The 14,781-nt window shown below is 32.9% G+C and carries 10 protein-coding genes; 2 read left to right on the forward strand and 8 right to left on the reverse strand.

What is annotated here, in order from left to right; translation table 11 throughout:
* Both WAA15_RS23795 and WAA15_RS23800 read left to right on the forward strand, forming a co-directional pair.
* On the forward strand, positions 1-260 hold a 260-nt coding region (locus WAA15_RS23795), incomplete at its 5' end, for a hypothetical protein (protein ID WP_337045357.1).
* The gene (locus WAA15_RS23800; protein ID WP_337045358.1) at positions 260-496 is read left to right on the forward strand and encodes a hypothetical protein; all 237 of its coding nucleotides are present in this window, start codon (positions 260-262) and stop codon (positions 494-496) included. The genes WAA15_RS23795 and WAA15_RS23800, both read left to right, overlap by 1 nt.
* Before the next feature lie 489 nt (positions 497-985).
* On the opposite strand, the gene WAA15_RS23805 is transcribed toward WAA15_RS23800, so the two are convergent.
* From WAA15_RS23805 to WAA15_RS23840, 8 genes are all read right to left on the reverse strand, one after another.
* Positions 986-3,910: an RICIN domain-containing protein gene (locus tag WAA15_RS23805; RefSeq protein ID WP_337045359.1), complete on the reverse strand. Its 2,925-nt coding sequence runs from the start codon at positions 3,908-3,910 to the stop codon at positions 986-988.
* 38 nt (positions 3,911-3,948) lie between these two features.
* Positions 3,949-5,058 (reverse strand): glycerophosphodiester phosphodiesterase family protein, encoded by a 1,110-nt coding sequence (locus tag WAA15_RS23810; protein ID WP_337045360.1) that lies wholly within the window; start codon positions 5,056-5,058, stop codon positions 3,949-3,951.
* 24 nt (positions 5,059-5,082) lie between these two features.
* Positions 5,083-6,069, reverse strand: coding sequence for a metallophosphoesterase family protein (locus tag WAA15_RS23815; RefSeq protein ID WP_337045361.1), 987 nt, complete (start codon positions 6,067-6,069; stop codon positions 5,083-5,085).
* A 99-nt stretch (positions 6,070-6,168) separates the two neighbouring features.
* Complete coding sequence (locus tag WAA15_RS23820) at positions 6,169-7,632, reverse strand: RagB/SusD family nutrient uptake outer membrane protein (protein WP_337045362.1); 1,464 nt, start codon at positions 7,630-7,632, stop codon at positions 6,169-6,171.
* A gap of 26 nt (positions 7,633-7,658) precedes the next feature.
* Positions 7,659-11,105 (reverse strand): SusC/RagA family TonB-linked outer membrane protein, encoded by a 3,447-nt coding sequence (locus tag WAA15_RS23825; protein ID WP_337045363.1) that lies wholly within the window; start codon positions 11,103-11,105, stop codon positions 7,659-7,661.
* 137 nt (positions 11,106-11,242) lie between these two features.
* Positions 11,243-12,325, reverse strand: a complete 1,083-nt coding sequence (locus WAA15_RS23830; RefSeq protein ID WP_337045364.1) for a FecR family protein — start codon at positions 12,323-12,325, stop codon at positions 11,243-11,245.
* Positions 12,326-12,701: 376 nt separating this feature from the next.
* Positions 12,702-13,304 carry an RNA polymerase sigma factor gene (locus WAA15_RS23835; protein WP_337045365.1) on the reverse strand — a complete coding sequence of 201 codons (603 nt, stop codon included), beginning with the start codon at positions 13,302-13,304 and terminating at the stop codon, positions 12,702-12,704.
* A gap of 795 nt (positions 13,305-14,099) precedes the next feature.
* Entirely contained in the window at positions 14,100-14,477 is a 378-nt protein-coding gene (locus WAA15_RS23840; RefSeq protein WP_337045366.1) for a hypothetical protein, read from the reverse strand.
* Positions 14,478-14,781 lie beyond the last annotated feature (304 nt).

Below are 14,781 nucleotides of genomic sequence, written 5' to 3' on the forward strand. Positions count from 1 at the left end.
TACAAGCGCGCGGGTGGAATATCACGGTCGATGCCTTGTTGGGCATAACAGATATTTCTGAGCTAGTTCAGGAGAGTAAGCCTGCTGAAGTAAAGTTAGTAATGGCTACTCAGTCAGAGCTGGAGAGTGAAAGAGATAGTTGTCGTTACTGTGGTGCTGACATCGATTATGCGGATTTGCAAAAGCGTAAAAGCCTTAAAATGAGCGACAAGTTTTGTTCACCAGGCTGCAAAAGTAGCCACCAACGCAGCAAACGATAATGGAACTAGTTGAATATGTGCATGGGCAGCTAAAGACTTTTCAAAAAGGCATAGATACGATTGAACTGTATCAGGACAATCAACGATTTGTTTATGTTTCGGATATTGAACAGTTAAAGACCCTGCTTGAAGAAAAGACGGGTCTTGCTTTTCATTATCAAGTCGCCAGAGGTTGCAACTATTTCTACCATTTCTGGCTCGAGAATAATACACCCATTGAACAATTCACTTTTTAATCCTACTATAATGGAATTATACTTTTTTAGAAAAACAATGAGGGTACTCTAACTTTACTATTACTTGAGACATAATCGCAAAGTACGCTCTCTTTATTTTATTTATTCAACTCATCATACATTTACAACTACTACCTGTTGTTTTTGCAGACTCAAAATACTAAAACCCCGAAATAAGCCAAACTTGTGCGTATCCGAGATTTATTTATTAATATCCAGACAAATACATAATCAAAATAAACTTATATTTAAGTCTTACAAATCAAAAAGCAGTAGCAATCAAATGATTACTACTGCTTAAAAAGGTACATTTTATATTAATTAATTCTGTATCGATTTTTTAGGACTAGTCAAAATATTCTCCAAAGTGTTGATTTAAATTTAGTTTTTTACAAATAATTCCGAACCCAAATTATATTATTAACTTTTTTCGCCATTATGCCTAAATTTTTTATTTCTCAAGGTTCTAAGCTTATTTAAGACGATATATTATTTAATAATTATGATTTTTTTAGTGGCGAGAAGATTTCCACTCGCAGATACGATACGTAAATTATGTGTTCCTTCTTTGGAAATAGGAGGCAAGCTAAGTTCAACGCTCTGTTGTCCTTCTTGAAGTGTGCGTTCTTCTTGCATAACTAAATTACCAGCTTCATTAAATAACTGAAAATTTACACGATCTTGCTCAGGTAAAGAGAACTCAATTGTTACTTTTTCTGGCGTCGTAGTTGGGTTAGGGTAAAGCAAAACGGGATTTTCTTCTTTTTGCTCAATTGTATTTTCGGTAGCAAGCCGACTAGCAGAAGAGCGTGGTTCAAATATCCATTGACTATTGCTGTACCCACCGCCCCATTGGAAAACCCTAGCATTTTCTGCTGTACTTGCATTCTCAACCACAATCAGCTTTCCTGTTGAAGCACTGGCAATTCTGTATTGATTTTGTGTATCTTGATAGAAAAGCCATTGTTGTGCCTTATTGCCATCACTGTATGGGTGTATCTTAATCATGTTTCCATCATCTAATCTATTCCAATCTAAATCCATACAATTTTCTCCATAACCAGTATAGTACATCTTATATATATTAGAGCTTATTGAATACATTTTCCACCAATTTAATGGGTAAGCAGATTGGTAATTTCCGCTAGAACTGCCATTTATATATTTTGAACTGTTAACATTTTTTATCGTAAACTCAACACCAGATAAGTTAGGCATATTCACATTTTCAATAACCCAGCTTGTAGTAAATGAATTTTGTAGAGTTAGAGCTTGATTTTCTGTTACCAATGACGTCCCTAAAAACTTACCTGATATTAGGTGAACTATTTGATAGTTATTGCTCGAATTTTTATAAATGAGCCATCTCTGAGAGCCTGTTGAATTATCATCCCAAATCTGCAATTTTGTATTATTATCATTTGAAGCACCATTTACATCCACATTTTTTTGAGTATAACCACTCGAAGAATAAGGGAAACTATAAATTTTTCGATTTGCAATACCTGAATTACTACTAGGTTTTTGCATTTGCCATAAATAAGTAGCTCCGGCATAAGCTTCGGTTTTAAGCCTCAATGAACTACCATTATTAGATTGATTATAATCTATTGCCATGAAAAGAGCTGGATTCTGGGCATTTTTAAAACGAACAACTGAATTAGAATTATCCTTGTAAAAATTAACAGGCTCAAAGGTCCATTGTCCATTAGAAGTACAGGCATCCGATTGAATAATGGCTTGACCAGCTGAAGTAGAAGCTCCAGATACATTTATAGTTCTTCCAGTTACAGCAGAGGCTATTCTATAAAAACCTTCTGTATCTTTAAAAATATTCCATTTTTGAGAAGAGTTTTTCCATAGTTTTATTTCTGTCCATCCTGTGGTCCCACTAGGTACATCTAATCTATAAAAGTCTTGGTACCAATTTTCTGGTTTAATTAAGGTCTGTATTGCGTAAAGACCGTTGCCATTACCATTCGTAAGGTTCCATATATATGTTCCACCAGCATCATTTTCTGTTTTCTGTCTAATGACCTTGTTATCTTCAGCAAGATAATCGTAAGCCATATAGAGATTACTGTTCCTATTCTTTAGACGATAAGTTAAAAGATTATCTATAGGAGAGGTAATTGGGGGTAATGATAAATCGACCTTTTCAAAATACCATTCGTAATAGTCGTTATTATCCGTCCCAATCATAATTTGATTGTTGCCCCCATTATGAAAAATTGGATTATTATTAAGCCAAGTACGAATTTTATAACTACCTGTTTGTGGATTTCTTTCTAAGCTCCATTTACAAGAATTGGTATTGTCATGATCCCATAATTGGAGAATAGTTCCGTACGATCCACTGCCACCTTTTACGTTTAAAACACGTGCAGGCCAAGTCCACGACCCACTCATATCTTTATTATTATTGGCAAATATATTAACTAAAAACGGGTGGCCTGTATTAATATCTTTTTCATAACGCCACAGATAAGTAGCTCCTGCTTCATTTTCTGTTTTTGCTTGAGTTTCTGTCCCTTTGTCAGCTCCAAAATCTTTCACCGCTAAATATTTACCTGTCGCTTTATTTCTGATACGATAATTTCCATAGTTTTCAACAGGTATTTCTTGATTATGCAGCAAGTCTGCTTGCGCTTCTGTTAATTCGTCCGTAAATGCTTTAAAATCATCTAAGGCTTTTATTGGCTTATGTCCTATTTCTGTATTACCTAATACTAATTCGCAATTATTTGCTCCCCAGTTCTGTACGCCTAAATAATTAAATGCACATTGTTTGGTTCCATCAGGTTTATATACATATTCTTTTGTAAAATACTGACCTTGCACATGGATAATATGATACCACCCTATGACATTAAACTCGATAGGCTTATACCACCATAAAAACCAGTGCGTTGTATTATTATATTGTCTATGTTGACCTAATACCGGTCCTCTGATTGATTGTCCTTCATTTGGGAAAACTCCAGTAGTTACATTTGTGTAATAGGAATATATATGTTTATAAAAATCCGTCTCTTGGTAAGGAAAGGGACCTTCAGGTATAGTAGTAGGATTGTCTATGTAAATCCAATACGAGACTGTTTTTTTTGTGTTATACTTGGATGCAGGTAAGTTATTAAAGGATATATAACTAATTTCATTATTGTAATTAAATGCGACAGCTCCATTAGGATCACCAAATCTATCAGTAAATTTAGAGACTCCACTAGTAACAGGTGTTAGAGATTGAGCAAAGTCTTTATAATTACCATTATCAATTGGTATATTATGAAGTAATGCTGGGAACTGGGCATAAGCAAAATTACTTATGCAAATCGCTAGCACCAATAGACACTTTTCCAATGCTTTAAAAAATTTAGAAAAGTATATCGTTGAAAAAGTTGTAATGTTTTTCATTTTTATTTTTTTATAAATTTAAAATATAGTAAAAAAGCTTAGTAAGTTCGTTTGCCTATGGCTTGTAATAAATCCATAAGTTTCTCTACTCTATCAGCTATTATATAATTTGTTCCTTTAGGTAATACCCAATCCCAATCATTTCTTCTATCATTAGGAAAATCTGGAATTTTATAAACACTTTGGGGTGAATTCCATGTTCCATTACAGTTGTCAGGCCATTCGACAAACATACCAGCTCTTTTGTTTTTACTTTTTACATACTCCACAGTATTAATATTTCCCAAGTCAGTTCTGGGCTGCAATAATGGGTCAGAATCTGTTTTGTAGACTATTTCGAAAGAGGCTACGCCACTACTAATCCATAAATCCAAATCAGACTTAAAATCTGTAGGAATATTATTTGAAAACAAGATAGGAGTATAATGCCCTACAGCCCAGTCTTTTGCCTCTTGTGAGGTGAATTGATTTTTCAGGTCATTCGGTGTTTTTATAAAAGGAGTACCTGAATTGTAGGTCCCCTTTATAAATACTCTATCTAAAACATTCACCTTTTTTGCAACGTTGTATGCCTCTTGAAAACAAGTATTTACTTTATCAAGACTTATAAGAATATTTGGATATTTATCTCTTAATAAAGTTAAAATTTCTTCTAAGGTAGGAATATGTTCACCATCAACAACATTCTCATACCGGTCTTTTAAGGTAAAGTTCTTTATTGCTTCGTAAGTAACTAAAGTAGTGTTATAATCTTTTTTGACTATTCCTTCTCCGTTTGTCAGCCTATCTAATATCCAATCGTGAAAACAAAAAACAATCCCATCCGATGATTTCATAATATCTATTTCAACCATGTCATAGTTATACAAGCCTGCTTTATCGTAAGCCTTTTTAGAGTTCTCAGGAATACCTACGTCTTTCCAATAACCTCTATGAGCGGCTAGAATATAGAAGTTAGGGTGAAGATTAGGCTTAAGATAAGCTTCTAGTAATTGTGCTTTCGTGTAGGTCTGAGATTGTCCTAAATAAGATAGTAGCAAGCAAAATACCAAACAAACAAGGGTACCAAATTTACTTATAGTAGAATGACCCTTGTAATAAGGGTTTACTCTAATGAGTAAATCCTTTAAAATTGTTTTTTTTTCCATATAATTAAAGTTTAGTGATAATTATTATTTACAAGAACGTTGTTGAGCTTTGTTAGGTCTAATTAAAAAATCATCTATTAGTTCATTGTCATAAGTATAGAGCTCAAATCTTATATAATTTTCTGTGGAATTTACAGTTGCACGCATGGCTCCCCATTTATCTTTGTAGTGTTTAATGGTTTCTGGTAAAAATGTAGAAGTAGTCGCATCCATTTTAGAGCCGCCTATACCATTAACAATATACGTAAATCCATTGACTACATTTCGTTCATAAAAATGTACATCTCCAGATAAAACTACATCTGCTCCCCAATCTTGAAAAGGCCATTGCAAAATAGGATTACTACAATGTGTGCTTCCTGGGTCGCAAGATACATAGATAGGCATATGGCCATAAACAATCTTGAATTGAGCGGTAGAGCTAGCTAATTTATTTTTTAGCCATTGTGCCTGTACGGAATTTACATCAATTCCGTTTTTTTCTTCTGGATTGAAGTTCATTGCAAAAAAATGAACATTTCCTACCACATAATCATAATAGTTAGACGATTTTGAAAAATACTCTTTCCAAAGTGTTTCTCCGTTTTTTCCTCCTCGAGTACAATCGCCATGCCCATCAATATAAGTCTTATAATCATGATTCCCCAAGACCGGATAAAACTTGTTTGTAGTGCTTCCTGTACCATAAATTCCTTTATAGGGAAATATGTAACTACGATAAAAAGGCCCAACGTTATCGTCGAAATTATTACTTAGACGGCACCAATAGCTATCATCACCAACAGAAATGATAAAATCAGGATTCCAACTCTTAACTCTATCTGCTACAGCTTCAACAGCCATTTTATTTAGAGAAGGGATATATGTTTGAGACCGATCGTCTTGATAAGTAGGGTCTGATGAAAGTGGATTCCATCCATAATCACCAATAATGCCAAAGGTTTGGCTAAATGCTAAATAATTACTCGATAAAAAGCAATATATTATTCCTAAAAAGACTCTTATTTTCATAATTGTTTTTAATTATTAAGCTTTCCCAAAAAATTCCAATAGTTGGAATGATTAGGTAGAATAAATCTGCGTATATACTTGAAATTGTATTTTTTTAAATTAGTATCCTGGATTTTGTAATATTTTATTAGGATTTGTATCGATTTCAGTTTGTGGAACAGGATAAAGTAATTGAAAGGCTTTTATTGAGGATAGAGCTATTTGCACACCACCTGAATTAGTTACATGTTTTTGCATCACTGTCAGCGCTCGATTAGTACGCAATAAGTCAAACCAACGATGTCCTTCAAAAGCTAATTCATGTCTTCTTTCATTCTCCAGAGCTAAACGAAAACTATCTTGATTAGGGGTTGTTATGGAAGTAAGAATGTTTAACCCTGCTCGTTGTCTAATTTGGTTAATTAAAGAAAAAGCCTCTCCAGTTGCATTATAAGCTTGTTCATTTAATGCTTCAGCCAACATTAACATTACATCGGCATAACGCAATACTATAAAATTTAAATCCGAATCAAATACCTTATTGGGTTTATCAAGATATTTTGCCGGATAAGCCCTATCATTCAATATGCCTATGGTAGCATCTTTTCTTAAATCACCTTGTTCAAACGAATTAATTAGGTCTAGGGTTGGGCGATTACTACCTAGAGCTTGTCCTCCTGACGGCCCTAATAGACTATTTCCGCCTTGTGGGGCAAATAAATTTGCATATGCGCTTCCTTGCCCTAAGCCATCTCCTAACCCATTTGCAATGATTGTGCTACCATTTCCTTTTTTATACTGCACTTCAAAAATTGATTCAGCATTATTTTTGTTAGATACACCAAATACATTAGCATAAGAAGAAATTAGTCTATACCCTGTAATTTTTCTTAGCGTTTGTTCAGCCTCTGAATACCTTTTTAAAGTGAGGTATACTTTTCCCAGTAAAGCATTGGCAGCACCTTTAGTTGCCTTACCTATCTGTGATTGGGTCACCGGTAATAAATTTGCAGCTGAATTTAAATCACTTACTATCTGAGTATATACATCTGTGGCTGATGATCGCCCTTGACTAAAGCTTTCATTTGGATCGGTGGTCTCATTTAATACTAAAGGGACATCTCCAAAAATTCTTACTAAATTGAAATACATCAATGCCCGAAGAAATTGCATTTCTCCTTTGCGAATGTTTTTGATGTTAGCATCCATAGAAACTCCATCAATTCGGTTTAGAATAATATTACATCTTTGAATTCCTATGAAGTTATCTCGCCAACTTTCTGCTAAAACGGAATTGGTAGGTCGCTCTTTGAAGGTGTCTAAATCTGAAAATATAGCTCCGCTAGCACCTAAATCTGATTCTTCGGAATTATCAGATCTGACTTCCATTAAAAAAACATTGTCCTGCCCATATTGCCCTATTAATTGTAGGGCCTGATAAGCACCATTAACCCCTACTTCTATATCACTAGCACTTTGGTAATAATTGGCAACACTATTTTGAGAGAGAGGTTTTAAATTAAGATTATTTGAACAGGCCGCTAAAAGCATACCTATAAATATTATTGCTATGTATCTTTTCATAATTGATAAAATGTTATTAAATTATCTTAAAAAGCTAAGTTGAGGCCTATATTAAAAGAGCGAGCAGTTGGATAATTTCCCCAGTCAATACCTGGTTGTAAAGGACCTCCGCTTGCATCTAAAGCAGCTCCGATAGTAGCATTTACTTCAGGGTTATAGCCTGTGTATTTCGTAATGGTAAAAGGGTTTAATGAAGAAAAATAAATACGAGCTTTTTCAATATAGAGTTTTTTACTAACCGTTGAAGGAAGTGTATAGCCAAGGGTTAGACTTCGTATACGTAAATAAGAAGCATCTTCTAAAAGCTTATTAGATTGTGGTAAATATGTATCATTAGAACCAGCCCGAGCATAGCCTGTTCCTGGCTCATTAGGAGACTTCCACGCTCCTGTTACTCGTTCAGCCAATACATTAGCAAAATCACCTCGTTCTATTAAAAAGAATCGTGTAAAGTTAAAAAGTTTATTTCCTTGTGAACCTTGAACAACCACATTCAAATCAAAGTTTTTTATTTGAAATGTATTGGTAAATCCGTAAATGAATTTGGGGAAAACACTTCCCATAACCTTTCTGTCGTTTCCATCAATTTTTCCATCATTATTAATGTCTTCATAAATATAATCTCCTGGTTTATCAGTACTTAAATGAGGTTTGCTATTGATTTCGTCCTGTGTATTAAAAACCCCTATAATATTGTATAAATAAAATTGCCCTATGGGCTCGCCTATCTTTGTAATATGTTGCTTAGAGATTATTCTATCCTGCCCGTCTCCTAAAGCCAGCACTTTGTTGCGATTCATGGAAATATTAAAAGAAGAAGACCACGTAACAGGCCCTAAATGAATATTATTAGTTGCTAGTGAAAGTTCAACGCCTTTATTACGTACTTTTCCTATATTTTGTAAAGAAGTAGTGTAGCCAGATTGTGAAGGTACAGGAACGTTAAGCAAAAGGCCTTTCGTAATAGAATAATAATAATCACCGGTAAATGTAACCTTATTGTTAAATATTCCGAAATCTAATCCAAAATCAAATTGTTCTTTGTTTTCCCAAGATAAGTTTTTGTTAGGGGCAGTGTTAGGGGCTAAACCATTGACAATGGCGTTTGAATAAATATAATTAGCATTATTCAATAAAGCAATAGAGCCATAATTAGGAATTTGGTTATTTCCAGTTCGTCCATAGCTTAGGCGTACTTTTAAATCACTAATAGATTTACGAAATGATTCAAAAAAGGATTCTCTATTTACTCGCCATCCAATACTTATAGAGGGGAAATTGCCAAATTTTGTAAAATCACCAAAACGCGAGGAACCATCTCGTCGCGTAGCAATACTAAGTAAATATTTGTCTTTAAAATCATAATTTAACCGACCTAGATAAGACACTAAAAACCATTCCTCTTGGTATGAATTACCACTAGTAATTTGACTTGCTGCATTTAATGTATGTATTTCATCTGAGGCAAATCCCTGCCCACTTAAGGTATTACTAAAAATAGTTTCATGCTGAATTGTATAACCAGCCAATAAGTCAATATGATGATTGGATTGCAATGTAGTTGAATACGTTAGTGTATTTTCATTAACCCAATTAAATATTCTTGCTGTAGAAGAGGTAGCGGTTGCTACTGTTGGAGCTGGTTGATTACGTTTTCCTAAGATAGAAGGTCTGTAGAGATTATTTTGTTCATTAAAATAATTTGTACCGATTAACGTTTTAAAGTTGAGACCTTTTATAAGTTCTACATCTAAATATGTGGTGCCGATTAATCGAGAACCATTAATAGGATTATCTCTTAACAGAGCTACTGCTACAGGGTTTTCAAAGCCAGCACCATTGTTATTCGCTTGATTCTGCCGAAATAATAATTGTTGACTTAATGCAGGGCTACCATCTCCATTATACGCGGGGAAATTTGGATAAGCATACAAACTCGTCAAAATAACACCATCATTATTATGATGACTCTCTGAAATAGCCTGTTTGTTAGTAAAAGAAGGGGCTATATTGATGCCAAATTTAACATTTTTGATAAAAAAAGATTCTTCCTTATCAAAAAGGACGGACTCTAAGTTGGTTCTGAAACTATATCGTTTAAAGTTAGATCCTATTACAACACCCTCTTGATTAAAAAATTCTCCAGAAAAATAGTAGTTAATTTTTTTTTGACTACCTGAAAGAGCTAGTTGATAACTCTGAATAGAGGCTTTACGAAATATCTCTTTTTGCCAATCTGTATTAACTAAGTCAGGTGTACCTGTTAGATAAGGTTGATAAAGGTTTGGAACATAATTATCCGTCCACGCCCCCCTTTGCCGATAAGTATCTACTTGAAAGGAAGCCCATTGATAAGCATCAGCCATTTGATAGGTTTTAGTAACTTCTTGGCTACCAGAATACATATTAAAATTAAAACTCGTTTTCCCAGTAGCTCCCTTTTTTGTAGTAACCAAAATTACTCCATTTGATGCCCTAGAGCCATAAATAGATGCCGCCGAAGCGTCTTTAAAAACCTGAAGGGATTCTATATCATTAGGGTTAATATCACTGATATTAAGATTATCTGTAGGTAGTCCATCTATAACTAACAACGGATTTACTCCAGCAGTAATAGTTCCAACGCCTCTAATTTGTATTGAAGCAGCAGAGCCTGGACTTCCGGTTCCTTGTATAATGTTAACACCAGTTAGTCGGCCAGCAATGCCTTGTTCAAAACTAGTGAGAGGTATATCTTTAAATGCCGTCGCATCAACTTTGGCTATTGAGCCAATTATTTTTGCTTTACTTTGTGTACCATACCCAATAACTACAACTTCATCTAATGATTTATCTACCGCTCTCATTTTGATATCAATTTTGTCCCGGTTTCCAATCACTACCTCTTGAGTGTTATAGCCTATATAGGTAAAAACTAATAGGCTATTTGTATTATCTACTGTAATTTTATAATTTCCTTCAACATCAGTTGTTGTACCGTGTTGAGTTCCTTTAATTACAACATTTACGCCTGGTAATGGCTCTTCTTTTTCATCCGTAACTTTTCCAGAAATAATAATATTTAAATCGGAAGGGGTGATTGGTGTTAAAGCATCAAACGCTTGTTTAAATTCTTCTTTTTTTAAAACTATTCGTTTACTTACTTGCATAAAATCAATACCTAGAGGCTTTAGTATTCTATTTAGTATACTTGAAAGTAGTTCGTTGGTAGCTACTATAGTTACCTTTTGGTTCATCTCCAATATGCGTGAATTGTAAGAAAATTTTATTTTAGCTACATTTTCAATTTCATTTAAAGCCTCTTTCAATTTGATGCCTTTTATACTAACAGTAACTTTTAATTTCAACAACTCTTGTCCTTCTATTTTTGTAGCCAAAGTATTACTAGTAAATGCTAAAAGGAAGAGTACTTGAACAATGGCGAGTTTTACGAGTTGGAATAATAAACGTTGGTAAATAAATTTTTTCTTCATAAATTTGACAGATATTAATTGTTTACTGAACAGTTAAATAATTTACTTTCATCAATTTTATAGATGAGGTTTTTACTTAGCGCCCAATATGCTGTAACATTTTGTGGCGCTTTTTTTTATCATAAAAGCATATGGGTTTAGTTACATCCTGTTGAAATTATTTTTATTTGGTCTTCATTTATCTCAAAATGGCTATTATTTCCTAAACTCTTACAAATAATTTTAAGCTTTTCTGCTAATGGTTCATCACTTAAAGAGGTAGTCAAATAGCAGTTTTTTAATTGATTCGAGTAATCAATTTTAACTAAATAAGCTTCCTCAATAGCCTTAAAGATCTGTTCTACGGGGGTATCTTCAAACTCGAAATTGATTTTTTCAATCGGATTTGTAGAAGCCGACAAAGTATTATTTATTTTAAAATTTAAGATTTTTTCAAAGGATAGTTTTTCCTTAGAAAACCTAATGGCTTGATTTGGTAAAAGCAGTAATTCTTGGTTAGTGATATTTTTTATTTTTTTATTCGGTAGTACTTTTACTTTTCCTGTTCGTACAAATACCTCTATATTTGATTGATTTGGGTAGGCAATTACTCTAAAACTCGTACCGAGTACTTTTGTTACTACTTCATGAGAATATACGTAGAAAGGCTTTTGTGCATCTTTAGCAATTTCAAAAAAACCTTCACCCGATAGATAGATCTTTCGTTCATTATTCGTAAAAGTCTTAGGATAACTAATTTTACTATTTGGTTGAAGGATAACCGAACTGCCGTCTGATAAAGTAATGACGACGGGTTTATTAGAATAATTATTTTTTTCAATTAATTTATTAGGTTCTTGCTTGATTAGTTCATGATAGGAAATTGAGGAACTTTTCGTTTGAGTTATTAAAAAATAAGAAAGGCTTATGACCAAAAAAGCTGCTCCAGCTCTTAACCAAAACCATTTTGTTAAAAATATTTGTCTTTTGTGGGTTGATTTTTCTATTTTTTGCCAAGTATTCTCAAGAGCCTGTCTTGTTTCTTCCTCTGGAATTATAAATTCTTCAACTTTTAAAGCAAGAGCCCATATGCGAGCTTCCTCTATTAATTCAGCTCTTTCTGCATTTTCTGAAATCCATTTTTCCCATTTAATAGAATCTTCATTATATCTAATCCAATTTGTAAATGATTCATCGGATAAAAGTTCTTCTATTGTATTATATTTTTTCTGATTTTCCATTAATTTATTAATAGTTTGCTTTTTGAGGAAATTGCTAAATACCTTTTTTAAAATTATATTAAGGAAGAGCAATAGTAATCGTTAATTTATCCTCATTGAACAAGTATTTTTAAAATAACTCTCCTTTTATAGTCAATGGTTATTAAAGTATTTAGTTATAGATTAATATTAATTAAACAGTTTGACGAGTTTTCTAAAAAGAAAGTATTTCATATCTTTCTTTCATTTATTATATTTTCTAAATCCATTTTAATGGTTTGACCTAGTTTGGTCCTATCTAAATACGTATTTTTTACTGAGAAACTACCTTTATAAAGGCTTGTTCATTTATAGAGAGAAGGATTGAAAGAAATGGTACTCATTTAATTATTTTTTTTTAAATACAAGAATTAACTGATGCCATTAATAATACGGTTAACAATAAAATAAGAAATTCCTTACGAAGATCTAAAATAGCCCTATGAAGAAGGTTTTTGGTGGATTGATAGTTTAGGTTCAAAATCTCTGATATCTGCTCGACAGAAAGCCCTTGATGGTATCGAAGATAAAGTGCTTCTTTTTGTCGAGAAGTAAGTCGATTGATAAGAATATTAAGTCTCTTAACTTTTAAAGCAATTGTTTCTTGAAGAATTATTTCACTCTCTATTGAAAAATCGAACGAAAAATTTAAAGAATCTAAGTCTTTGTCGTACGAAAAAGTACGTTCATACTTATAGGCATTGGCAATGCGTTTGCGGACACATGATAATAAATAGGCTTTTACAACAACATTTTCATTTAGTTTATGGCGATATATCCAAATATCAACAAACACATCCTGAACACAATCCTTAGCTGTTTCTAGTGAAGATGTCAAAGTTTTACCATAATTAACCATTTTATTATAATACCTTTCAAATAACAAAGAAAAAGCATTTTCTTCACTATTTCTCAGCTGATACCAAAGAACAGAGTCGTGCAATTTAGTATTATTGTCCATAACTAGTTAGATTTTTATACTCTCAAAAGATTCGTTCAATCGCTTTGTATATCTATAAACATCTTGTCGCGTTTAAGATGCCATTCTGTTGTCAAAAACGCTAAAAATGGCTATGCAAACGTAGCATAATACTAAATTTATTCTATCTCTATTGTCTTTTTTGCTTATTTATTTATCCTTTTTGTTTAATTATTTGTCTTCTTTGTTAAAATAAGGTTTTTAAATTATTAAAAATTTTTGGTACAAAAATCAAGATTATTTACTCTACCCGAAGATTTTTGTTAATTGCTTCTGATAGATGAATTGTAAATGAATCCACCACAAAAAATCATATACAAGCATCTCACAAGTAGCTATAAAATTTTGTTTTTGTCTTTTTAGATTTACTCTGATATAATCTAATCCCTTTCTAAAGAAGCTATTAGCTTTATATCCATGTTTTTTGATTTTAATCATCTTTACTTTTTGATGGAGATATTAACCTGTTTTCAACGATATAGCTACGACAATACTAACAAAAACTAGCAATTTACTAAGTTTTTCGTTTGCTTTATGATGGGACAATAAGTCGTTTATTGAACAAACAGCCCCATTCTTAAGTGTTATCAAATGGTTTTTAGGTAATCTCATACAGAAGTTTATCTGCCTGTCTTTTAGATACTTTAGCCATTGAATACCAATAAATTCCCTATCTCCAACTATCAATCCGATTCTATCCAAACCTATCACATCTACAATGGATTGTAATAAATCACACCTGTCTTTACAATTACTATTACCTGAATTATTATCTAATCACTGCCAATACAATGGAATCCCTATTGAACCATTTTTAGCAACTATCATCAAAATATTACATTGATAAATGCAGAAGTCCCATTCGGTTCTATCTATTGATAATTGAAGTTTACCTTTAGGTAAAAACATTAATAGTAAGAGACATACTTGCCTATAATCGAAATCATAATCCTTAAAAAATGCCTGTATTCTACGTTCAACTGACTCTAATGCAGCTTCACTCTCAATGTGCAAGGCTATTTCTTTAAATTGCACCTTCCGACTTTCTATCATCCCTATCAGAAAATCACCAATGAATTTTTTCCTTGATAGATGCTTAGCAAGAGGTATTTTATCAAAAATCTTTATAATTTCGCCCCTAATGAGTTTTCTCATTCTAAAAGGTTGGGTTTGTTTGCTTGGTCGCTACAAAATTCAGCCTTTTTGGCTATATATTAAAAAATCTTCGGGTAGAGTAGTGCCACCCACCCAATCTATCATTTTATCAGCCAATTCTTTTGTCTCAAACTCAAAAATCATAGCGGGTGTGTCACCTAATACAATATTTACTTTTTTCGGATTGCCTGCATCGCCTTCGGCATATAAAGCCTTCTCTTTTAAAACTACTCCATTACCTATAAAACTCTAAGTCATTTTTAAGAAAAAACCTCATTCCTGTTTGGAAATGAGGTAATCACTA

The organism is Emticicia sp. 17c (assembly GCF_037153985.1).
Taxonomy (GTDB): domain Bacteria; phylum Bacteroidota; class Bacteroidia; order Cytophagales; family Spirosomataceae; genus Emticicia.